Genomic DNA, 21,408 nt, shown 5'->3' with positions numbered 1-21,408 from the left:
GCATGGATTCGAATGAACCGGTGCGGTTTGTCCGCCCCGCAGACAGGCGCCACCGCATTCCGGTCGCGGTGATCATCGCGGTCAGCTTCGCGACGCTGGTGTTGCTCTCCGTCGGCGGCGTGCTCGCGCTGACGGTCGGGGCCAACGTCCGCAACACGCTTGACCTGCTCGGCGGGCAGACGACCCTACTCGTTGATGCCATGGAGGATTCGCTGCGCTCGGAAATGGCGCAGGCCGAAAGCGCCGTGACCGGCGTGTCGCAGCTCTACGCGCAGTCGGAATTTCAGATCGACGACAGCGAAGCGATGTCGGCGGCGCTTGCAGGCGCGCTTTCGGCGGCGCCCCAAGCGACCGCGATGATGATCTGCACGCCCGACATGACCTGCAGGGGCGTCGCGCGGGACACCGACGGGCGGATCGTACTGATGCCGCCGACGGTCGAGAAGTCCGCCCAGGTCCTGGCCGCGCTGGCGGAGCGCCGCCATTACAACCGGCTGCTGTGGGGCTCGTTCGTCGCCAACGAGCACGGGCTGTTCGCCAATGTGTCGATGCCGCTTTCGCGCGGCGGCGGGGCGCCGCAGGGATGGGCGATAGCTGCCGTCGAACTGAAGCGGCTTTCCGAGATCGCGCGCGACCTCTCCAAGCGCTTCGGCACGCATGCCTTCATCCTCGACGGCGAGGACCGCGTCATCGCCGACGAGCGGCTGGCGGAGCCCGATGCCCGCTCCAAAGGACTGGCGCCGCTGACGCCGCTCGCCGCTTTCGGCGACCCGGTGCTGGCGGCCTACTCGTCGCGCAAGGTGGACAACGAATTCGGCGGAAGGCGCGCCCGCAACGTCGAATTCGCGGAGATCAAGCTCGGTGACGGCGAAGACGACTGGTGGGACGAAAATTCCTATGTCGCGATGAGCCGCAAGATAACCGGCTTCGGCGAGCAGCCCTGGACGATCGGGGCCTATTTCAGGGGCAGCCAGATCAGCGGCGAGATCGAGCGCGTCATCGGATCGGCCATGCTCGGGCTGGCCGCCATGGTGGTCGCGGTGCTCGTCGCCATCCTGCTCGGCAAGCGCCTGTCGCGACCGGTCCAGGCGATCGCCGGACAGGCGAAGCGGATCGCGGATTTCGACCTCGACGACGTGACGCCGCTGCCGCGAAGCCGCATCAAGGAACTGGACGAACACGCCTCGGCCTTCAACGCCATGCTCGTCGGTCTGCGCGCCTTCTCCACCTACATTCCACGCTCGCTCGTCGCGAAGCTGGTGCGCACCGGCGAAATCGGCATCGCCGAACCGCGCGAGACCATCGTCACGGTCATGTTCACCGACATTGCCGATTTCACCAGCCTGTCCGAGCAGATGGACGCCGCGGAATCGGCGCGGCTCCTGAACCGGCATTTCGCCATCCTCTGCCGCGCGGTCGATGCGCATGGCGGCACGGTCGACAAGTTCCTCGGCGACGGCATGATGGCGTTCTTCGGCGCGCCGGACCGGCTGAAGGGGCATGCCGCCGCCGCGGTGCGGGCAGCCGCGCAGATCCGCGAGGACCTCGCCGCCGACAACCGGACGGCGGAAGCCGAGGGACGTGCAGTGTTCCGGGTGCGGATCGGCATCCATACCGGCCCGGTGATCGTCGGCAATATCGGCGCTTCGGACCGCGTGAACTACACGATCATCGGCGACACGGTGAATGTCAGCCAACGGCTGCAGGGCCTGGGCAAGGTGATTGCGCCCGACGCCGCGACGATCATCGCTGTCTCGGCCGAGACCGCGGCGCGGCTCGACGGGCGCTTCGAGACCATCCCCTCGGGGCGACACCGCCTTCGCGGCCGCGGCGAGGCCATCGACGTCTACGTGATCGGCGAGGTCGCCGACATATCGGACCAGCAGCAGGCGGGGGCGGCCTGATCGTGCCCGGGCACCGCCCTGGCAAAGGCAGGCGGGCCCCCTCGCGGGAGCCCGCCCACAAAGCGCCCGACGGGAGGATAGGTCAGGCGGCTTTGGCGGCTGTCTGCTCGCGCGAGAAAGAGCGTCCGTCGGCGTTGAAGATGTGCAGCGTGCCGGGGTCCGCCTCCACCTTGAGGGTCTGGCCGCGCTTGACGTCGGCATTCCCGGGCAGCTTGACGACGATCGGCTCGTCGGGCCGGCCGACATCCAGATAGACGAGCTTCACCTCGCCCAGCTGCTCGATATAGTCGACGCGCCCCTCAAACAGCACCGGGCCGCCGGCGGCGACACGCAGGTCCTCCGGGCGCACGCCGAAGCTGATAGACACGCCGGCGGCGTCGGCCGGGGTGGCGACCGGTACGTCGGCCTTCAGCCCCCCTGATATCGCGATCGATGTCGTCGGTCCCGCCTTCTCGATGGTCGCCGGCACGATGTTCATGGCCGGCGAGCCGATGAATTGCGCGACGAACAAATTGCCCGGGTGGTGGTAGAGCTCCATCGGCGTGCCGACCTGCTCGATGCGGCCGTCCTTGAGGACGACGATTCGGTCGGCGAGCGTCATCGCCTCGACCTGGTCGTGGGTGACGTAGATCATCGTGGTCTCGGGCATCGATTCCTTGAGTTTCGCGATTTCGATGCGGGTGGCGACGCGCAGCGCTGCGTCGAGGTTGGACAGCGGCTCGTCGAACAGAAACACCTTCGGATTGCGGACGATGGCGCGGCCGATGGCGACGCGCTGTCGCTGGCCGCCGGACATCGCCTTGGGCAGGCGGTCGAGGTACTTCGTCAACTGCAGGATCTCGGCTGCGGCGCGCACGCGCCTGTCGATCTCGGCCTTGTTCTCCCGGGCGATCTTCATGCCGAAGGCCATGTTGTCGTAGACCGTCATGTGCGGGTAGAGCGCGTAGGACTGGAAAACCATGGCGATGCCGCGCTTGGAGGGCGGCACGTCGTTGACCACCTCGCCGGCTATCTTCAGTTCGCCCGCGGTGATCTCCTCGAGGCCGGCGATGGTCCTGAGCAGGGTCGACTTGCCGCAACCGGACGGCCCGACGAAGACGATGAACTCGCCCGAGCTGATGTCGAGATCGATACCGTGAAGGATGTTCAGGCTGCCGTAGGCCTTCTTGACCTGCCTGAGGGTGAGATCTGCCATCGTCTTCTCCCTGGTTCCAGTTCCTGCACGCTGGCCGGCGACTAGGCGAGCCGGCCGAACCACGCCCCGTAGCCCGGCAGCGCGATCCCGTTTCCTTCCATTGTCCCCTGCAGACCGTGTCCGCCGAGCGCCTGTCCGCTCCGTCCATCGCCGAGCGCCAGCGCCGCCGGCGCGCTGCCGAGATTGAAGGCGCATACGATCCGCTCGTTGCCCTGGCGGCGCGCGAAGGCGACCGCGTCTCCCTCGACGGCGAGAAACTCGATCTCGCCCTTGACCAGCGCGGGGTGCCCCTGCCGGAAAGCCAGGAAGCGTCGGTAGTGCTCGAGCAGCGAGGCCGGATCGCCCTGCTGCCTGTTCACCGCCAGCGGAAGGTGCTCGCGCGCAACCGGGAGCCAGGGCCGGGCCGTGGAGAAGCCCCCGCTCGGCTCCTCGTCGTCCCAGACCATCGGCGTGCGGCATCCGTCGCGTCCCTTGAATTCGGGCCAGAAGCGGATGCCGTAGGGATCCTGCAGATCCTCGAACGACAGCTCTGCCTCGCCGAGGCCGAGCTCCTCGCCCTGATAGAGGCAGACCGAGCCGCGCAGCGACATGAGCAGCGCCGAAACGACCTTCAGATAGGCAAGCCGGTCGGGCTCGTTCGCAGCCCAGCGCGAGGCATGGCGCATGACGTCGTGGTTCGAGAAGGCCCAGCATGACCAGCCGTCGCTGGCGACGCTGCCGAACGCCTCGAGCACGGCGCGCACCCGGGCTGCGCTGATCTTCTCCGGCGCCAGGAAATCGAAGGCGTAGCACATCTGGATGCGGGACTCGCCGGCGGTGTAGGCGGCGACGACCTCGAGGCCGCGCTGGGAATCGCCGACCTCGCCGACCGCGGCGGCTGCCGGATATTCGTCGAGCAGCGCGCGGAACCGCTCCAGGAAGGCGAGATTCTCGGGCCGGCTCTTGTCGTACAGGTGGTCCTGGTAGTTGTAGGGGTTCACCGCCGGCGCGGTCTGGTCGTTGCGCTGGTCGGGCGGCAGCGCAGGGTTGTCCTCCAGCCCGCGGCTGTGGAAGTAGAAATTGATCGTGTCGAGGCGAAAGCCGTCGACGCCGCGGTCGAGCCAGAAGCGCGTGACGTCGAGCAGCGCCTCCTGCACCTCGGCGTTGTGGAAGTTGAGGTCCGGCTGCTCGGCCAGGAAGTTGTGCAGGTAGTATTGCTGGCGGCGGGTGTCCCACTGCCACGCCGAGCCCCCGAAGATAGACAGCCAGTTGCTGGGCGGCGTGCCGTCGGGCCGTGCATCGGCCCAGACGTACCAGTCGGCCTTCGGGTTGTCGCGGCTCGACCGGCTTTCCTTGAACCACGGATGGATGTCGGAGGTGTGCGAGATCACCTCGTCGATCATGACGCGCAGCCCGAGCCGGTGCGCCTCCTCCACCAGCGCGTCGAAGTCGGCGAGCGTGCCGAACATCGGATCGACGTCGCAATAGTCCGAGACGTCGTAGCCGAAGTCCTTCATCGGCGACTTGAAGAAGGGCGAGATCCAGATCGCGTCGACGCCGAGCGCGGCGATGTAGGCGAGCCGGCCCATGATGCCCTTGAGATCGCCGATGCCGTCGCCGTTGGAGTCCTGGAAGCTGCGCGGATAGATCTGGTAGATCACCGCGCCGCGCCACCAGTCCCGGTCGGGGGCGGGTTCGGGTTGCGCCAGGTTGCGTGCCGCAGCCTGCATGGCTTCAGCCTCCCTTCACCGAGCCGGCCAGCAGCCCACGCACGAAGTAGCGCTGCAGCGAGAAGAACACGATCAGCGGCACGATGATGGTGACGAAGGCCGATGTGGTCAGGATCTCCCAGTCGCCGCCGCGCGATCCGAGCAGCGCGTTGAGCTTACCGGTGAGAACCAGCTGGTCCGAGCCGGAGCCCAGGAACACCATGGCGACCAGAAGGTCGTTCCAGACCCAGAGGAACTGGAAGATCGCGAACGACGCCAGCACCGGGAACGACAGCGGCAGGACGATCTTCAGGAAAATCTCGAAGTCGCTGGCCCCGTCGATGCGGGCCGATTCCATCAATTCTCGCGGCAGGCCGGCCATGTAGCTGCGCAGCAGGTAGATGGCGAAGGGCAGGCCGAAGCCGGTGTGCGCCAGCCAGATGCCGAGATAGGTCTTGGACGGCACGCCGAAGAACAGGGCGACGCCGTTGTAGAGTTGCAGCAGCGGGATCAGCGCCATCTGCAGCGGCACGACCAAGAGCCCGATGATGGTGGCGATGATCAGCGCGCGCCCCGGAAACCGCATCCAGGCGAGCGCATAGGCGGCAAATGCCGCGATCATGATGGGGATTATCGTCGCGGGGACCGTGACCGTCAGCGAGTTGATGAAGGAGCGGCCGATGCCCTCGGAGAACAGCACCGTCTCGTAGTTTTCCGTGGTGAAGCGCGGCGGCGCCGAGGAGGCGTAGTAGACGCGCTGGCCGCGCGCGCCCTCGAAGGCGATCGGCGACGACAGGATGGCGCCGCCATCCTCGTTCACCTGCAGGGTCACGCCGTCGCCGAGATCGGCGACCTCGCCGACCGCGTACTGCGTCGGCGCCGCCGAGCGCACGCCGAAGGCGCTGACCTGGCGGACCGGGCCGTCGCCGAAGACGTTGCCCTCGATGACGAACCTGCCGTCCTTTTCCACCTGTTCGGAGGGTGGCGGAAGGCGCCCGGCCTCGGTCTGGGTCGAACTGGAGAAGGAATTCCACCAGCCCGACACGATGATCTGGTCCTTGTCGCGCAGGGACGACACCAGGATGCCGAGCGTCGGGATGGTCCAGATGGTGACAAGGATCAGGACGGCGATATGAACCCCGAACCGTCCAAAGAAGGACTTGCCTGCGGAATTGCCGCTTGCCTGCGCCATGTCAGAGCCCTCCTTCCCTGTTGGCCTGGCGAATGTTCCAGATCATGATCGGCAGCACCGCCAGCATGATGATGATGGCGATCGTCGCGCCGCGGCCGAAATCGCCGCCGCCGCGAAACATCCAGTCGAACATGAGGTTTGCCAGAACCTGGCTGTTCCACTGGCCGTTGGTCATCGTCAGGACGATGTCGAACACCTTGAGGACCAGGATGGTGATGGTCGTCCAGACGACGGCGATGGTGCTCCAGATCTGCGGGATCATGATCTTCCAGAAGATCTGGAAGGGGCTGGCGCCGTCGATGACGGCCGCCTCGATGGTCTCCTCGGGTATGCCGCGCAGCGCCGCCGACAGGATGACCATGGCGAAGCCCGTCTGGATCCAGATCAGGATGACCATCAGGAAGAAGTTGTTCCAGAAGGGCAGCGATATCCACACCTGGGGATTGCCGCCGAGGTACTGGACGATGGCGTTGAGCAATCCGATCTGGACCTGCCCGTCGCCACGGTATTCGTAGATGAACTTCCAGATCACGCTGGCGCCGACGAAGGAGATGGCGAGCGGCAGGAAGATCAGGCTCTTGGCGATCGTGCCCCACCAGATCTTGTCGGTCAGCACGGCGATGACGAGACCGAGGAAGGTGCAGGCGGCAGGCACGACGGCGAGCCAGAGCAGGTTGTTGAAGATCGAGTTCCTGAACTCGCGGTCGCCGAACGCCCAGGCGTAGTTTGCGCCGCCGACGAAGTTTTCGCCGGCCCGGTCGTGGAACGACAGATAGACCGTCTGCACCACCGGATAGATCAGGTAGACGATCATGATGATCAGCGCCGGGCCGATGAACAGCCACGGGCGGATGACGCCCTGGCGGCGCAGATTGTCGACAGCCGCCATGCCGGCCACGCCGCGCGACGGGAACACCAGGTCGAGCAGCTTGTTGGCGCCCCAGAAATAGGCGATGGCGCCGCCGACGCCGACGATGATGGTGATGATGGCAGAGAGAATCTGAGCAGCCACGGGTCCCTCCGGTGCTTGTGGCAGTCGGGTATGGGCAGTCGATCGTGCGGCCTACAGGATAGCAGGTTCCGAGCGCCGGCAGGGCCTGTCCGGCGCCTTCCGACCGCTGGAACCGTGGGGACAGGCCGGCGGCCCGTCCCCACCGCGCCTTACTTGATCGCGTCCCAGCTCTTCTGGATGTCGGTGGCGACGTCCTCGGCGGACTTGCCGCCGACGAGGTCGATCATGCCGGTCCAGAAGGCGCCCGCCCCGATCTTGCCGGGCATCAGGTCGGATCCGTCGAAGCGGAAAGTCGACGCGTTGACCAGGATGTCGCCCTGCTTCTTGAGCTGGTCATTGGCATAGGCTTCCTGGTTGACCGTCTTCAGCGGGGTCAGCAGGCCGGACTGCGCCATCCAGACCTCGTGGGCCAGCGGCATTTCGAGGAAGTCGATGAACGCCCGCGCCGCCTTGGAATCCTTGGTGATCGCGACGAGCGTGCCGGCGCCGAGCACGGGGTTGCCGAGTTCCGGCTTGGAGGCCATCGGCGGCAGGTAGAAGAAGTCGGCATCGACGCCAAGCTTGGTGCCTTCCGGGAAGAAGGACGAGATGAACGACGCCTGGCGGTGCAGGTAGCACTTCGGCGGCAGGCCGAAGAGCCCCTTCGGGCTGTCGCGGAAGTCGGTGGCGGCGACCGCGGCCTTGCCGCCATCGACATATTTGTCGTTGGTGGCGATGTCGGCGAAGATCTGCAGCGCATTGACCACGGCCGGGTCATTGAACGGGATCTCGTTGGTCGTCCACTTGTCGTAGGTCTCGGGCGGCGCGGTGCGCAGCATGATGTCCTCGACCCAGTCAGTCGCCGGCCAGCCGGTGGCGCCGCCCGAGCCGAGCCCGATGCACCACGGCACGCCGCCGTCCTCGACGATCTTGTCGGTCAGGGCCTGCAGCTCCTCCCAGGTCTTCGGCACCTCATAGCCGGCTTCCTCGAAATTCTCCGGCACGTACCATACCAGCGACTTCAGGTCGGCCTTGTAGGGGAAGGCAAAGAACTTCTCGGCGCCGTCCTTGTCCTTGTAGGTGCCAAGGTCGACCCAGGACTGGCCCGCGCCGTAATTGTCCTTGACGAAGTTGGCGACGTCGTCGCCGAGCGGCACCAGCAGGCCCTTCGACGCGAGATCCTGCAGCAGGCCCGGCTGGGGCAGGATGGCGATGTTCGGCGGGCTGCCTGCCTGGGTATCGATGACGATCTGCTGTTCGTAGTTCTCGGACGAGGAATAGTTGATGGTGACGCCGGTGGCCTCGATGAAGTAGTCGAGCATGGAGCGAACCAGCGCCTCGTCCTCGCCGCGCCAGGGTCCGAAAATGCTCAGCGTCTCCCCCTTTAAGTCGACCTTCTTCAGTTCCTCGAAGTTCTCCCAATGGAACCTCGAGTCTTCGCCAGGCTTGAATTTCAGTTCGGCCGCGGCAGGCGCGGCGCAAGCGAGCGCGGCAATCGCGGCGCCCAGCAAAAGGGTCTTTTTCATCGACAGTCCTCCCTGTGGATCACGTGACACGGGACGGAACCTCCAATTCCGCCCTGCCGACCCCGCAATGAAGCTTGCCTCAGGACCACACCAACCGCAACTGATCCAAAAGTATCTTCAAAGCGCTTTGGCTGCCGGAATATCGACATTGATCGCCCGGCAAGTCAAGCGAAATGTGGTCTAGTCGTTTTACGCGCATGAAGGTGTCCTGCCGCATTGCATCATATTTTGCAGCCTTTTGGCTCCCGTTGCGGTTTTCTCCGCCGTCCAATGGCGATATGATCAAAGCACTTCACCGGCGCACGGCTTGCCCGGCCACCGGAGAAATCGGTTTGAAAGCGCTTTGGCGAACGGAGTCGACGTGAACCTCAAACAGCTATCCAACATGCTGGCGCTGTCGCAGACGACGGTCAGCCGCGCGCTGAACGGCTATCCGGAGGTGAGCGAGGAGACCCGCCGGCGCGTGGCCGATGCCGCCAAGCGGCACGGCTATCGCCCGAACCCGAGCGCGCGGCGACTGGCGACCGGCAAGGCCGGCATGATCGGCTACGTGATGCCGACCGGCGCATCGGTCGACATCGACCCGCATTTCGTCGAGTTCCTGTCCGGCCTCGGCGACTACGCGCGCGGCCACGAGCTCGACCTCGTGCTGTCGCCGACGGCGGCGGACGACGAAGAAACCACCTATCGGCGGATCGTCGCCAACAAGCAGGTCGACGCCGTCTACGTCTCCTCGCCCCGTCCGGCGGATCGTCGCATCGCGCTTCTCAACCAGCTTGGCCTGCCGTTCATCGTGCACGGACGCAGCGAGGGCCTGGGCTTCGACTACCCCCACCTGGACATCGACAACGAGGCCGGCTTCCACGATGCGGCCCGTCTGCTCCTGCAACTCGGCCACACGCGCGTCGCGCTGATCAACGGCGACACCAGCCAGACTTTCGCGATCTTCCGCGAACGCGGCGTGCGACGCGCGCTCGCCGCCAGCGGCCTTGCCCTGCCGCCTGCCCGGATCCGGTCCGCGGCCATGACCGAGGAGGAGGGGTTTCGCGCGGCGATGAGCCTGCTCCGGGGCAACGAACCGCCGACAGCCATTCTCTGCTCCAGCCTGATGATGGCGCTCGGCATCGTGCGCGCCATCCGCGACCTGGGGCTCGCGGTGCCCGCCGACGTGTCGCTGGTCGCGCATGACGATGTGTTCCCATGGCTGAAGCCCGAGAATTTCTCGGTGCCGCTGACGACCACCCGCTCATCGATCCGCGCAGCCGGCCAGCGGGTCGCCGAAAGGCTGGCTACCAGGCTCTCAGGCCAGGAGACCGAACCGCTCGGCGAAATCTGGCCTGTCGACTTGGTGGTGCGGGCGTCGATCGCGGCGGCCAAAACTTAGCCGGCTATTCGATTGAATTGGCCGCAGCAGCGTCGATCAACCCGAAACCAAAGTCGGAGTCGCGCCCAGTGGTCCCGAGATCCCTGGCCGTCGACGACAAGGCCGCCTCGATCCAGTCGGCCGAGCGATCGGGCTCGGCGTGGATAAGATTGGCGATGGCGCCGGACACAACTGCGGCGGCGAAGGAGGTTCCGGTGACGAAATCCTGCCCGCCGCCGACCGGCGCGATCACGTTGACGCCGGGCGCGGCCACGAACACGTAGGGGCCGCGGTTGGCCTGCGCCATCAGCCGGTCCTTTTCGTCCGTGGCGGTGACGGCTATGACCCCGTCATAGGCCGCCGGATAGCCGTAGGGGGCCCCGGGGCCGTTATTGCCGGCGGCGGCGACCAGCACGATGTCGCGGTCGCGCGCGGCGGCGCAGGCCGCCTCGAGCATCTCGTTGCTCGGCCCGACGAAACTCATGTTGACGATGCGGACATCCTGCCCGGCGGCCCAGTCGAGCGCCGACAGGATGATGTCCATGTTCGACTTGCCGCCTTCGAAGGCGCGCGCATGGAAGATCTTGGCGCCGGGCGCGATGCCGCGGAAAGCGCCGACGCCGGCGATAAGGCCGGCAACGGACGTGCCGTGGTCGCGGGCGGCGATCTCGATGCCGGGGAGCGCATCGAACTGGCCGGCGATGGCGTCCCTGATGGCCGGATGGGTCTCGTCGATCGCGGTGTCGATCACGGCGACGGCGACACCCTCGCCGCTGGCGCTGTCCGGCTGCAGGGCGATGCGCTGGAAGGCGTAGCTCACCGCTCCGGCCGCCTGCTGCAGGTCGTAGATGTGATTGGGCGCGCGGCGCGTCACGCGGCCGTCGCCGGCAAGCTGCGCGAGCACCAGGCCGACCGGCCGGCCGTCGGGGATGCCGTATCGCACCAGGGTCGAGCCCAGCAGGCCGGATGTGCGTTGAGAGCGCACCTCGAGGCCGAGGGCTGCGGCGATCTCGGCGACGGCCTGCGGATCGCCGTCGACCGTGACCAGCACCTCATCGGGCACGAACGCGCCCTGCACGGCCACCGGCGCGACGACCGGCGGCTGGGCCGCCAAGGAACCCGGAGGTTGGGCGGGTGGCGCCGGCGGGGCGGGCGTCGGCTCGGTTGTCGCCCTCGAGGCTGCAGGCCCAACAGGCTCGGCGGGCGGCGGATTTGGGAACAGATCGACGATCAAAGCCGGAAGCAGCACGACGCCACCCGGCGCCGCCGCATCGCTCGCGGAATCCGCGCCCGGCGCGCAATCAAGGCCGGCCGCCTGCCGCCGCAGGCAGTCGAGATCTTCGTCGGTCAGGCTCGGGTCATTGGTCTGTGCGGATGCTGCGAAGGCGGCGACAATCGTCGCCGCCGCAACCAAAAGGGCAATCGCCTTTCCCGCGCTAACCGCCATTATCCGGCTTCCTCCCGGTGATTGCAGTGTCGGCAAAGGGCTGGGCAGCAATAAGGCCGACGATGCGATCGTACTCCGCAACCGTGTCGGCGGGAATGACGACCTTGAAGACGCCACCCGGGGCCGGGCCCGACACGATGCTGGCGCCCTGCTCGGACAGGAACGCCGCGATGTCGGACATGCGCGCATCCGGCTTGAAGGTGACGAGCGCGAAAGGCTGCTCCGCCTGACCGGTGCCGGCGATTTCGACGGCGCCGCGCCCACCGGGCTCCATCACGGTCTGCACCAGGACGAGCGCAACCGCGGCAGCCGCCGCGGCCCAGGCGACACTCGCCGGAATCGACCAGAAGGCATCCCAGAGTTTCGCAAAGAGCGAGGGTTCGGCTGCGCGTTCCGGGCCCGCCTCTGCCTCGAGTGCCCTGGCGAAGCGGCTGAGCGCGTCCGGTGGCGGCCGTATCGCCTCGTTGGCCGCGGACGCGCCGGAGAACTCGAGTTCGGCCTCCGCCAGAGCGGCGGCGGCTTCCGCGTCGGTCGCCAGCCAGTGTTCGACGGCCGCGAGGTCGGAGCCTTCGAGCGTGCCGTTCAGGTAGAACGGCAGCAACGCTTCCAGTTCGTCGCGGCGTGACATGTCGGCGGACGCGCCGTTGTCGTCGATGCTCATGGCCATCCCCTTTCGAAGCCGGCCGCCTGGAGCGCCTCGCCAAGCTTCTTGCGGGCGTAGAACATGCGGGTCTTCACCGTGGCGACGGGGATCGAGAGAATCTCGGCCACCTCGGCCACCGATTTGGCGTGGTAGTAGGCAAGGTCGATGACGCTTCGATGCTCCTCGGGCAGGGCGTTGACCATGCGGCGCAGGGCGGAAGCCTTGTCGTCCTTCATGACCGCCACTTCAGGGGTGTCCGCGCTGTCGGGAATTGCCGCCGCATCCGCGTCGTCGAGCCATTCCTCCTTCTTCTTGCGCAGCGCCGACAGCGCCTTGAAGCGCGCGATGCCGAGCAGCCAGGTGGACACCTCGGAACGGCCCTCGAAGGCCGCTGCCTGCCGCCATACTTCCAGGAACACTTCGTTCGCGATGTCGTCTGCCATCATTTCCGATCCCGTCTGGCGCGCGACGAACCGGTAGACCCGGGCGTGGTGGCGCGTGAACAGGAGCCTTACGGCGGCGCGATCTCCCCCGGCGACCCGCGCTACCAGCTCGTGGTCGGACTGATGGCCGGGTGCTGTGGTTGTGGCAACCATGAGGCTCCTGCAGGCTCAGTCGCGGTTCGGCGGCAAAGGGTTCACCGGCCTCGCATCTTTTTTTGCGACTTCCGGCTTAACCGATGTGGAGCGCAGGAGAAAGGGCAACCTCCGCCTCGGGCCAGCGGGCTGGAGGCGAGAACCCGGCTCGAATGCCTGCCTTCAGACGGCCGGCGGCGGATACGGAGCGTCGCCCGCGCCGCGCACCTGCTGGTCGAAATCGATGATCGAGCCGGTCATCATGCCGCTTTCCGCACTCGACAGGTAGGCGATGGCGCGGGCGACCTCGCCGACCTCGAGAAGACGGCCGAACGGCTTGGTCTTCTCGGCATCGGCCAGCCAGCCGTCCTCCGCGCCGTGATAGGTCTTCATGATGCGGTCCTCGCCCGGCGTGTTCATGTGGCCTATCGTCAGGCCGTTGACGCGGATGCGGTGGTTCATCACGGAGTAGGCGACGTTGCGGGTCAGCGTGATCAGCGCGCCCTTCGACGCGCAGTAGGCCGTGATGAAGCTCTGGCCGCCGTGTCCCGACATCGAGATGATGTTGACGATCGAGCCCTCGATCTTCTCGCGTCGCATGATCTTGAGCGCATCCTGCATCAGGAACAATGGAGCGCGCACGTTGACCGCGAACATCGCGTCGAACAGGTCGGGGCTGGTGTCCCAGATCGTGCCGCGGTCGGTGATGCCGGCCGAATTGACGAGGATGTCGACCCGGCCGAACGCCCGGTCGGCCTCGGCCACGATCTTCCTCGTGCCGTCCATCGAGGCGAGGTCGGCGGCCACGAACACCGTCTTCACGCCCCTGGCTTCGAGGTCCGCCTTGACCCTGGCGCCGCGCTCGGCGCTGCGCCCGGTGATGACGAGGCCGGCTATGCCGCGGTCGGCGAAGAGATGCGCCGTCCCTTCGCCGAGGCCCTGGGTGGAACCGGTGACGATGGCGACCTTGCCTTCGAGCGAGGAATTCTTCAGCGAGCTTGCGTCAAACATGCTTGTCTCCCTCAGCCGATCTTGACGGGCTTGCCGGTTTCCCGCGACTTGGTCGCGGCGTCGGCCATCATCTGCGCCTTAAGCCCGTCGACGCCGTCAGGCTTCGGTTTCCTGCCGGTCACCAGCGCATCGATGAACGCATCGATTTCGTGGCGGTAGGCAGCAGCGTAGCGTTCGAGGAAGAAGTTCTGGACGGGGTCGGCGCTGATGCCCCTTTCGCCGGCGAAGGTTACCGTCGTCTCGTGCACGTTGCCGGCGGAGAGAAGCCCCTTCGAACCGTGCACCTCGATGCGCTGGTCGTAGCCGTAGGTGGCGCGGCGCGAGTTGGAGATCTGGCAGATCTTGCCGCTCGCAGTCTTCAGCACCACAGCTGCGGTGTCGACGTCGCCCGCCTTGCCGATCGCCGGATCGACCAGCGCGGACCCCAACGCAAAGACTTCCACCGCGTCCTCGCCGAGCAGGAAACGCGCCATGTCGAAGTCGTGGATCATCATGTCGCGGAACAGCCCGCCGGAACGCTCGATGTAGGAAACCGGCGGCGGGCCGGGATCGCGCGACAGGATGGTGACCAGCTCGACATTGCCGGCGGTGCCGTCGGCCAGCCTGCGCTGCAGGGCGGCGAAGTTCGGATCGAAGCGGCGATTGAAGCCGATCATCAGCGGAATGCCGGCCTTTTCGACGCGCTCCAGGGTCTTCCTGATGCGGGCAGAGTTCAAATCGACCGGCTTTTCGCAGAACACGGCCTTGCCGGATTTTGCGGCCTTGTCGATATAGTCGGCATGGGTATCGGTCGGCGTGCCGATCAGGATGGCGTCGATCGACGGATCGGCGAGGATCTCGTCCGGCGTCCTGACCGGCGCCCCGGTTGCCTCGGACAGCGACCGCGCCCCATCGGGCATCGGATCGGCGATCGCCACCAGCCTGGCGCGTGGCGATTGCGCTATGTTCCTGCCGTGAATCTGGCCGATGCGGCCCGCCCCGAGCAGCCCGATCGAAATCATGTCAGTTCCTTCCCTGAGGTCCGCTGGTGGATTCTACAAATAGAATAAATATTCCACATTGACTGTCAAATGGAATTTGTGTTTCAATTCCATCACTCCCAAAGCGAGCAGAACCATGTCCAGCCGAGAACCCGCCGCGACACGAGCAATGCAAGGGGACGCGCTCGACGTCATTGCGATCGGCCGCGCCTCGGTCGACCTCTATGGCCAGCAGATCGGCACCCGGCTCGAGGATATCGCCTCCTTTGCCAAGTCGGTCGGCGGCTGCCCGACCAACATCTCTGTCGGTACGGCGCGGCTCGGCTTGCGCTCGGCGCTTCTGACCCGCGTCGGCGACGAGCAGATGGGCCGCTTCATCCGGGAGCAGCTGGTCCGCGAAGGCGTGTCCGTCGAGGGCATCGTCACCGATCCGGAACGCCTGACCGCACTGGTGCTGCTGTCGGTGGAGGACGAGGGCGTCTCGCCGATGATCTTCGTGCGCACCGACTGCGCGGACATGGCGCTCTCGGAAGCGGATGTAGACGAGGCGTTCGTCGCGTCCGCCCGGGCAATCGTCGTCACGGGAACGCATTTTTCGCGGCCCAATACCGAGGCGGCCCAGTTGAAGGCGATCCGCATCGCCAGGCAGCATGGCCGCAAGGTGGTGTTCGACATCGACTACCGGCCGAACCTCTGGGGCCTGGCCGGCCATGCCGAAGGGTTCGAGCGCTACGTGAAGTCGGACTTCGTGTCGGCCAAGATGAGGCAGATCCTGCCCGACTGCGACCTGATCGTCGGCACCGAGGAAGAAATCAAGATTGCTTCGGGCGTCGACGATGTGTTCGGCGCGCTCAAGGCGATCCGCGCGGTTTCCAGCGCGGCGATCGTGCTGAAGCGCGGCGCCATGGGCTGCATCGTCTATGACGGGCCGGTCTCCGACGACCTAGAGGACGGCATCGTCGGAAAAGGGTTTCCGATCGAAATCTACAACGTGCTGGGCGCCGGCGACGCGTTCATGTCGGGCCTGCTGCGCGGCTGGCTCGGCGGCGAAAGCTTCGAAACCGCGGCGACCTGGGCCAACGCCTGCGGGGCGTTCGCCGTTTCGCGCCTGCTTTGCGCGCCGGAATATCCGACCTTCGAAGAGCTGCAGTTCTTCCTTGAGAACGGCAGCAAGTACCGGGCACTGCGCAAGGACGAGGCGATCAATCACATCCATTGGGCGACGACGCGCCGAAGCGACGTGCCCCTCCTGATGGCGTTCGCCTGCGACCACCGCGTGCAGCTCGATGAGATCGTCCGGCGCGTCGGCGCCGACGACAGGAAGATCGAAACCTTCAAGGTTCTTGCCGTCAAGGCTGCGGCCAGGGTCGCAGGCGGCCGCAGCGGATACGGCATGCTGCTCGACGAGAAATACGGCCGCAGCGCCATGTTCGAGTTTGCCCGGCACGATTTTACCTGGCTCGGCCGCCCGGTCGAACAGCCGGGATCGCGACCGCTGCGCTTCGAGTTCAGCCAGGACATCGGTTCGCAGCTTGTTGATTGGCCGGTCGACCACTGCATCAAGTGCCTGTGCTTCTACCATCCGGACGACCCCCCGGAGCTGAAGGCGGAGCAGCAGGAAAAGCTGCGGGCGCTGTTCGATGCGGCCCGCAAGGTCGGCCGGGAACTGCTGGTCGAGATCATCGCCGGCAAGCACGGCGCGCTCGACGACGGAACCATCGCACGTGCGCTGGAGGAGCTTTACGCGCTCGGCATCAAGCCCGACTGGTGGAAGCTCGAGCCGCAGGCCTCGACCGGCGCGTGGGCCGCGATCGAAGCTGTGATCACGAGGAACGATCCGCGGTGCCGGGGCGTCGTGATGCTCGGGCTCGATGCACCGGCGGACGAACTGCAGGCCGCCTTCCAGGCCACGGCGAACGTGCCGGTCGTCAAGGGCTTCGCAGTCGGGCGCACGATCTTCGGGAATGCCGCCGAGAAGTGGCTCGCCGGCGCGATGTCAGACGAACAGGCGGTCGCGGACATGGCCGAGCGCTTCAGGCAACTGACCGACGCCTGGCTTGCCGCGCATGGACGCAAGGCCGCATAACAATCGGTGGAACCGGGAGGCGGCGCCGGAACAGGCGCCCGCGCCAGGTGGAGGAGGAAACATGACGAAAACCATCCGCCTGACGATGGCGCAGGCGCTGATCCGCTTCATGACCCGCCAGATGACCGTCATCGACGGGGAGAAGCTGCCGATCTTCGGCGGCGTCTGGGCGATCTTCGGCCACGGCAACGTGGCCGGCGTCGGCGAGGCGCTTTACCAGGTGCGCGATGAACTGCCGACCTATCGGGCGCACAACGAGCAGGCGATGGCGCATGCCGCGATCGCCTTCGCAAAGGCAAGCTTCCGCCGACGCTTCATGGCCGCTACCTCATCCATCGGTCCGGGGGCGACCAACATGGTGACGGCCGCCGCGCTCGCCCATGTCAATCGCCTGCCGCTGCTGCTGTTGCCGGGCGACGTCTTCGCCAACCGGGCTCCCGACCCGGTCCTTCAGCAGGTCGAGAGCTTCGGCGACGGCACCGTCAGCGCCAACGACTGCTTCCGCCCGGTGTCGCGCTATTTCGACCGCATCACGCGCCCCGAGCAGATCATCCCGGCGCTCAGCCGCGCCATGCAGGTGCTGACCGATCCGGCCGAATGCGGGCCGGTCACACTGTCGCTTTGCCAGGACGTACAGGCCGAGGCCTTCGACTATCCGGAGAGCTTTTTCGCCGAGCGCGTCTGGACGCCGCGCCGGCCGCAACCCGATGCCGGCGAACTCGATGCGGCGGTGGCCGCACTGAAATCCGCGAAGAAGCCGGTCATCATTGCCGGCGGCGGCGTGCTCTATTCGGAGGCAACCGCCGCGCTGAAAGCCTTCGCCGAGAAGCGCGGCATTCCGGTCATGGAGACCCAGGCCGGCAAGTCGAGCCTGCCGCATGTTCATGCGCTCAACATGGGCTCGGTCGGCGTCACCGGCTCGTCAGCCTCCAACCTGCTGGCCGAACAGGCGGACGTCGTGCTGGCCATCGGCTCCCGGATGCAGGATTTCACAACCGGTTCCTGGGCGCTGTTCAAGGCCGATGGCGCCAGGATAGTCGGGCTGAACGTCCAGCTTTTCGACGCGGCCAAGCACAGCGCCCTGCCGCTGATCGCCGACGCCAGGGCCGGGCTCGAGGCGTTGGATTCAAAACTCGGTGGCTGGAAATCGCCGGCGTCCTGGGTGGCGACCGCCAAGGCCGCCAAGGCGGCGTGGCTGAAATCGGCCAGGGCCGCCACCGACCCGACCAATTCCCTGCCGTCGGACGCGCAGGCGATCGGCGCGGTGCATCGCGTGCGGGGATCGAAGGCCACGCTGGTCTGCGCATCGGGCGGACTGCCCGGCGAGTTGCACAAGCTGTGGCCGGCCGGCCGGCCGGGCAGCTACCATCTCGACTACGGCTATTCGACCATGGGCTACGAAATCGCCGGCGGGCTCGGCGTCAAGATCGCTCGACCGGACGACGACGTCATCGTCATGCTCGGCGACGGCAGCTACATGATGATGAATTCCGAGATCGCAACATCGGTGATGCTCGGCAAGAAGCTGACTATCGTCGTGCTCGACAACCGCGGTTTCGGCTGCATCAACCGGCTGCAGATGGCGACCGGCGGCGCCAACTTCAACAACCTGTTCCGAGACGCTTTGCGTGAGGTCATGCCGGAGATCGACTTCGTCGCGCACGCCGCCTCGATGGGCGCGGTCGCCCGCAAAGCCGCCTCGATCGCCGAACTGGAACGTGCGCTCAAAGAGGCCCGGAAGGACGAGCGCACCAGCGTCATCGTCATCGACACCGATCCGCTTGTCTCCACCGACGCCGGCGGCCACTGGTGGGATGTCGCGGTGCCCGAGGTTTCGGTGCGCCCGAGCGTCAGGAAGGCCCGCAAGGACTACGAGAAGAAGCGCAAGATGCAGCATCTTGTGAACTAGAAGTCTGCCCTCGCCGGCATGCAGGTGAGGGGCTTCACGCAACGCTCGCAGGAAAAATCGGAGCAACACCTTGAAAGCCAAACTGGGCATGTCCCCCATCGCATGGTGGAACGACGACCTGCTGGAACTCAGCGAAGACGTGTCTCTCGAGGAGTGCCTGCGCCAGTCGCGATCGGCCGGGTTCACGGGCATGGAGATGGGTCGCCGATTCCCGAACGACCCCGATGTCATGCTGCCGATCCTCAAGGCGGCCGATGTGACGCTCTGCGGCGGATGGTTCTCCGGAACGCTCGCCGCGGACGGCGATCTCGCTGCCAACAAGGACCGCATCCGGCCGATGATCGAGCTGTTCAAGGCGGTCGACGCCCCCTGCATCGTCTATGGCGAGGTCGGCCGTTCCATCCAGGGCGACCGCTCGATTCCGCTGGCGACCAAGGCGGTGTTGTCCGGCGACGAGATGAAGGCCTACGCGCGAAAGCTCACCGAATTCGGCGAATGGTGCGCCGAACAGGGCATGCCGCTCTCCTATCACCACCACATGGCCGCGGTCGTCCAGTTCGAGCACGAACTCGACGCCTTCATGAACCATTCCGGCGAGGGCATTCCGCTCCTGTTCGACGCCGGGCACATGGCTTTTGCCGGCGGCGACGTGCTGCGCGTGATCGACAAGCACCATGCCCGCATCAGCCACGTCCACACCAAGGACGTGCGCATGGCGGTCCTGGAAAGCCTGGACTGGAACCGGCATTCCTTCCTCGACGCCGTGGCGCTCGGCGCCTTCACCGTACCGGGCGACGGCTCGCTGGATTTCGGCGCCATCGTGCGCAAGCTGGCCGACCACGGCTACGAAGGCTGGTTCGTCGTCGAGGCCGAGCAGGATCCGAGGCAGAGCCCGCCGCTGAAAATGGCGCAGATCGGCTACAAGGAATTGATGCGCGTCCTCACTGCGGCGGGCTATAGTGTCGAGACGCAGGGTTTTCCGAAATCATGATCGAGGGCGAGCCGTCTTGAAGGACCACGAACATCCGTTTTTCCGACCTCTCTGGCGGCGCGTGGCCGTCGTCGCGGTCTGTGCCGCGTGGTCCATTTTTGAATTCGCCACGGGGGCGTCGATGTGGGGCACCATCGCGCTCGCCTTCACCGCCTATGCGGTCTGGCAGTTCTTCTTCCTCTACAAGGAGCCGGAGCCGGCGGGATCGGCCGATGACCAGTCCGGCCAATCCGGCGCGAAGGAGTAACCGGTGTCGAAGCTGCTGGTGAAGAAGACGCCCGGATCGGGGCGGGTGGCTCACGTCACGCCCGGGAGCGCCGGCTGGACCTATGTCGGCTTCGATCTTCACCGGATGAAGCCGGGCGACACCGTGTCGGAGCGGTCCGGCGGCCGCGAGGTCTGCCTGGTGCTGGTCACCGGCAAGGCGACGGTTTCCGCCGGTGGCGAGGATTTCGGCCTGATCGGCGAGCGCATGAGCCCATTCGAGGGCAAGCCGTGGTCGGTCTACGTACCCCAGGATTCCGACTGGTCCGTCACCGCCGACACGGATGCCGAGCTTGCCGTCTGCTCGGCTCCCGGCCTCGGCGGCGGCCTCAAGGCGCGTCTGATCGCACCTGATGGCCTCAGCCAGGAAGTGCGCGGCAAGGGCGCCAACACGCGCTATGTCACCAATATCCTGCCCGAGGGAGAGCCGGCGGATTCGCTGCTCGTTGTCGAGGTCATCACCCCGGCCGGCCACTCGTCCAGCTATCCGCCGCACAAGCACGACCGCGACGACCTGCCCCGGGAATCCTATCTTGAGGAGACCTACTACCACCGTCTCAACCCGCCGCAGGGCTTCGCCTTCCAGCGCGTCTACACCGATGCCGACGCCGAGGGAAAGCGCGAGTTGGACGAGGCGATGGCGATCGAGGACGGCGACGTCGTGCTGGTGCCCAGGGGCTACCACCCCTGCGCCGCCTGCCACGGCTACGACCTCTACTACCTGAACGTGATGGCTGGCCCCAGGCGCACCTGGAAGTTCCACAACGCGCCGGAACACGAGTGGCTCATGAAGGCATGAGCCACCGCATCGGCGTTTCTGGCCGATGACTTCGCCGGACGCCTCTGCTATCTGCACTTTCTTCAGCCGGCTTCGTCAATCCGTCATGCAAATCGCCTATGGGACGTGGCCGACGAGGACTTTTCGATGCGCTATGCCATCTATTTCACCCCGGGCCGCAACGACCCGCTGACGCGGATCGCCGCGAGCTGGCTCGGCCGCGACCCGTTCAGCGGGGGCCAGCCCGGCGCGCCGGCAGTGACCGGCCTGTCGCCGGCCGAGATCGCCTATCACACGGCGAGCGCCCGCCGCTACGGCTTCCATGCGACGCTCAAGGCCCCGTTCCGCCTTGCCGAGAATGCGACCGAGGCCGAGCTCGACCAGGCGATTGCCTCCTATGCCGCCAGCGCCGAGCCGATCCTGCTTTCGAAGCTGGTGCCGGCACGCATCGACGGCTTCCTGGCCCTGGTGCCGGGCAGCCCCGCCCCCGATCTCGATGCCTTTGCGGGCGACGTGGTGACCACGTTTGACCGGTTCCGCGCGCCATTGAGCGAAGCGGAGATCAAGCGGCGCAACCCGGACGCGCTGAGCCCCGAGGAGTTCCGCAACCTGATGCGGTGGGGCTACCCCTACGTGTTCGAGAGCTTCCGCTTCCACATGACGCTGACCGGTCGCGTTCCGGACGCCGACCTGCCGCGCGTGCGCGCCGCCATCGACGAGGTCTTCGCGGCTGCTCTCGAAGAGCCGGCCAGGATCGACGGGCTGGCGCTGTTCGTCGAGCCGGAACCCGGCGCGCCATTCGAGGTGAAGTCCTGGTACGGGCTTGGCCAGCACACCGCACGCAAGACCGCCTGACGAGCCATGA

At 66.4% G+C, this 21,408-nt stretch carries 18 protein-coding genes; 8 read left to right on the top strand and 10 right to left on the bottom strand.

The genetic code is table 11. The annotated features are described in order from the left end of the window. Positions 1 to 2: 2 nt before the first annotated feature. The gene (locus ABUE31_RS09805) at positions 3 to 1,904 is read left to right on the top strand and encodes an adenylate/guanylate cyclase domain-containing protein (protein ID WP_367723351.1); all 1,902 of its coding nucleotides are present in this window, start codon (positions 3 to 5) and stop codon (positions 1,902 to 1,904) included. A gap of 82 nt (positions 1,905 to 1,986) precedes the next feature. Here ABUE31_RS09805 and ABUE31_RS09800 read toward each other — a convergent pair whose 3' ends face one another. The 5 genes from ABUE31_RS09800 to ABUE31_RS09780 all read right to left on the bottom strand — a co-directional run bounded on the left by ABUE31_RS09800 (position 1,987) and on the right by ABUE31_RS09780 (position 8,496). Continuing rightward, complete coding sequence (locus ABUE31_RS09800) at positions 1,987 to 3,099, bottom strand: ABC transporter ATP-binding protein (RefSeq protein WP_367723350.1); 1,113 nt, start codon at positions 3,097 to 3,099, stop codon at positions 1,987 to 1,989. 41 nt (positions 3,100 to 3,140) lie between these two features. Then, positions 3,141 to 4,808 (bottom strand): beta-galactosidase BglA, encoded by a 1,668-nt coding sequence (bglA, locus tag ABUE31_RS09795; protein WP_367723349.1) that lies wholly within the window; start codon positions 4,806 to 4,808, stop codon positions 3,141 to 3,143. Positions 4,809 to 4,812: 4 nt separating this feature from the next. Further along, positions 4,813 to 5,979, bottom strand: a complete 1,167-nt coding sequence (locus tag ABUE31_RS09790) for a carbohydrate ABC transporter permease (protein ID WP_367723348.1) — start codon at positions 5,977 to 5,979, stop codon at positions 4,813 to 4,815. Position 5,980: 1 nt separating this feature from the next. Further along, positions 5,981 to 6,991 carry a carbohydrate ABC transporter permease gene (locus ABUE31_RS09785; protein WP_367723347.1) on the bottom strand — a complete coding sequence of 337 codons (1,011 nt, stop codon included), beginning with the start codon at positions 6,989 to 6,991 and terminating at the stop codon, positions 5,981 to 5,983. A 149-nt stretch (positions 6,992 to 7,140) separates the two neighbouring features. Continuing rightward, positions 7,141 to 8,496, bottom strand: coding sequence for an ABC transporter substrate-binding protein (locus ABUE31_RS09780; RefSeq protein ID WP_367723346.1), 1,356 nt, complete (start codon positions 8,494 to 8,496; stop codon positions 7,141 to 7,143). Positions 8,497 to 8,857: 361 nt separating this feature from the next. On the opposite strand from ABUE31_RS09780, the gene ABUE31_RS09775 reads away from it, so the two are divergent. Further along, on the top strand, positions 8,858 to 9,880 hold the full coding sequence (locus ABUE31_RS09775) for a substrate-binding domain-containing protein (RefSeq protein WP_367723345.1): 1,023 nt from the start codon (positions 8,858 to 8,860) through the stop codon (positions 9,878 to 9,880). Between the two features lie 4 nt (positions 9,881 to 9,884). Here ABUE31_RS09775 and ABUE31_RS09770 read toward each other — a convergent pair whose 3' ends face one another. The 5 genes from ABUE31_RS09770 to iolG form a co-directional block, all read right to left on the bottom strand. Further along, positions 9,885 to 11,306, bottom strand: coding sequence for a S8 family serine peptidase (locus ABUE31_RS09770; RefSeq protein ID WP_367723344.1), 1,422 nt, complete (start codon positions 11,304 to 11,306; stop codon positions 9,885 to 9,887). Beyond that, positions 11,296 to 11,973, bottom strand: coding sequence for an anti-sigma factor (locus tag ABUE31_RS09765; RefSeq protein WP_367723343.1), 678 nt, complete (start codon positions 11,971 to 11,973; stop codon positions 11,296 to 11,298). Before ABUE31_RS09765 ends, ABUE31_RS09770 begins: the two co-directional genes overlap by 11 nt. After that, positions 11,964 to 12,545 (bottom strand): sigma-70 family RNA polymerase sigma factor, encoded by a 582-nt coding sequence (locus ABUE31_RS09760; RefSeq protein WP_367723342.1) that lies wholly within the window; start codon positions 12,543 to 12,545, stop codon positions 11,964 to 11,966. Before ABUE31_RS09760 ends, ABUE31_RS09765 begins: the two co-directional genes overlap by 10 nt. A gap of 162 nt (positions 12,546 to 12,707) precedes the next feature. Further along, positions 12,708 to 13,535 carry an SDR family oxidoreductase gene (locus tag ABUE31_RS09755; protein WP_367723341.1) on the bottom strand — a complete coding sequence of 276 codons (828 nt, stop codon included), beginning with the start codon at positions 13,533 to 13,535 and terminating at the stop codon, positions 12,708 to 12,710. Between the two features lie 11 nt (positions 13,536 to 13,546). Beyond that, positions 13,547 to 14,536: an inositol 2-dehydrogenase gene (iolG, locus tag ABUE31_RS09750; protein ID WP_367723340.1), complete on the bottom strand. Its 990-nt coding sequence runs from the start codon at positions 14,534 to 14,536 to the stop codon at positions 13,547 to 13,549. Positions 14,537 to 14,684: 148 nt separating this feature from the next. Here iolG and ABUE31_RS09745 point away from each other — a divergent pair, with 148 nt between their 5' ends. The 6 genes from ABUE31_RS09745 to ABUE31_RS09720 all read left to right on the top strand — a co-directional run bounded on the left by ABUE31_RS09745 (position 14,685) and on the right by ABUE31_RS09720 (position 21,398). Further along, positions 14,685 to 16,601: a bifunctional 5-dehydro-2-deoxygluconokinase/5-dehydro-2-deoxyphosphogluconate aldolase gene (locus tag ABUE31_RS09745; protein ID WP_367723339.1), complete on the top strand. Its 1,917-nt coding sequence runs from the start codon at positions 14,685 to 14,687 to the stop codon at positions 16,599 to 16,601. A gap of 61 nt (positions 16,602 to 16,662) precedes the next feature. Continuing rightward, positions 16,663 to 18,510: a 3D-(3,5/4)-trihydroxycyclohexane-1,2-dione acylhydrolase (decyclizing) gene (iolD, locus tag ABUE31_RS09740; RefSeq protein ID WP_367723338.1), complete on the top strand. Its 1,848-nt coding sequence runs from the start codon at positions 16,663 to 16,665 to the stop codon at positions 18,508 to 18,510. A gap of 70 nt (positions 18,511 to 18,580) precedes the next feature. Further along, a complete protein-coding gene (iolE, locus tag ABUE31_RS09735) occupies positions 18,581 to 19,501 on the top strand; it encodes a myo-inosose-2 dehydratase (protein ID WP_367723337.1) in 921 nt (306 codons plus the stop codon). A 16-nt stretch (positions 19,502 to 19,517) separates the two neighbouring features. Then, positions 19,518 to 19,748, top strand: coding sequence for a DUF3329 domain-containing protein (locus ABUE31_RS09730; protein ID WP_367723336.1), 231 nt, complete (start codon positions 19,518 to 19,520; stop codon positions 19,746 to 19,748). A gap of 3 nt (positions 19,749 to 19,751) precedes the next feature. Beyond that, on the top strand, positions 19,752 to 20,564 hold the full coding sequence (iolB, locus tag ABUE31_RS09725; protein WP_367723335.1) for a 5-deoxy-glucuronate isomerase: 813 nt from the start codon (positions 19,752 to 19,754) through the stop codon (positions 20,562 to 20,564). A gap of 126 nt (positions 20,565 to 20,690) precedes the next feature. Next, positions 20,691 to 21,398, top strand: coding sequence for a DUF1045 domain-containing protein (locus ABUE31_RS09720; RefSeq protein WP_367723334.1), 708 nt, complete (start codon positions 20,691 to 20,693; stop codon positions 21,396 to 21,398). Positions 21,399 to 21,408: the final 10 nt, after the last annotated feature.

The sequence above is a fragment of the Mesorhizobium marinum genome, from assembly GCF_040813675.1.
GTDB classification, from domain to species: domain Bacteria; phylum Pseudomonadota; class Alphaproteobacteria; order Rhizobiales; family Rhizobiaceae; genus Mesorhizobium_K; species Mesorhizobium_K marinum.
The sequence above is the reverse complement of the archived record's forward strand: the minus strand, read 5'-3'. Positions and strand labels throughout refer to the sequence as shown.

What these genes read in the sequence shown, in the direction of transcription:
- ABUE31_RS09805 (WP_367723351.1), top strand. Translation starts at nt 3, where the DNA reads ATGGATTCGAATGAACCGGTGCGGTTTGTCCGCCCCGCAGACAGGCGC.
- ABUE31_RS09800 (WP_367723350.1), bottom strand. Translation starts at nt 3,099, where the DNA reads ATGGCAGATCTCACCCTCAGGCAGGTCAAGAAGGCCTACGGCAGCCTG.
- bglA (WP_367723349.1), bottom strand. Translation starts at nt 4,808, where the DNA reads ATGCAGGCTGCGGCACGCAACCTGGCGCAACCCGAACCCGCCCCCGAC.
- ABUE31_RS09790 (WP_367723348.1), bottom strand. Translation starts at nt 5,979, where the DNA reads ATGGCGCAGGCAAGCGGCAATTCCGCAGGCAAGTCCTTCTTTGGACGG.
- ABUE31_RS09780 (WP_367723346.1), bottom strand. Translation starts at nt 8,496, where the DNA reads ATGAAAAAGACCCTTTTGCTGGGCGCCGCGATTGCCGCGCTCGCTTGC.
- ABUE31_RS09770 (WP_367723344.1), bottom strand. Translation starts at nt 11,306, where the DNA reads ATGGCGGTTAGCGCGGGAAAGGCGATTGCCCTTTTGGTTGCGGCGGCG.
- ABUE31_RS09765 (WP_367723343.1), bottom strand. Translation starts at nt 11,973, where the DNA reads ATGGCCATGAGCATCGACGACAACGGCGCGTCCGCCGACATGTCACGC.
- ABUE31_RS09760 (WP_367723342.1), bottom strand. Translation starts at nt 12,545, where the DNA reads ATGGTTGCCACAACCACAGCACCCGGCCATCAGTCCGACCACGAGCTG.
- ABUE31_RS09755 (WP_367723341.1), bottom strand. Translation starts at nt 13,535, where the DNA reads ATGTTTGACGCAAGCTCGCTGAAGAATTCCTCGCTCGAAGGCAAGGTC.
- iolG (WP_367723340.1), bottom strand. Translation starts at nt 14,536, where the DNA reads ATGATTTCGATCGGGCTGCTCGGGGCGGGCCGCATCGGCCAGATTCAC.
- ABUE31_RS09745 (WP_367723339.1), top strand. Translation starts at nt 14,685, where the DNA reads ATGCAAGGGGACGCGCTCGACGTCATTGCGATCGGCCGCGCCTCGGTC.
- iolD (WP_367723338.1), top strand. Translation starts at nt 16,663, where the DNA reads ATGACGAAAACCATCCGCCTGACGATGGCGCAGGCGCTGATCCGCTTC.
- ABUE31_RS09720 (WP_367723334.1), top strand. Translation starts at nt 20,691, where the DNA reads ATGCGCTATGCCATCTATTTCACCCCGGGCCGCAACGACCCGCTGACG.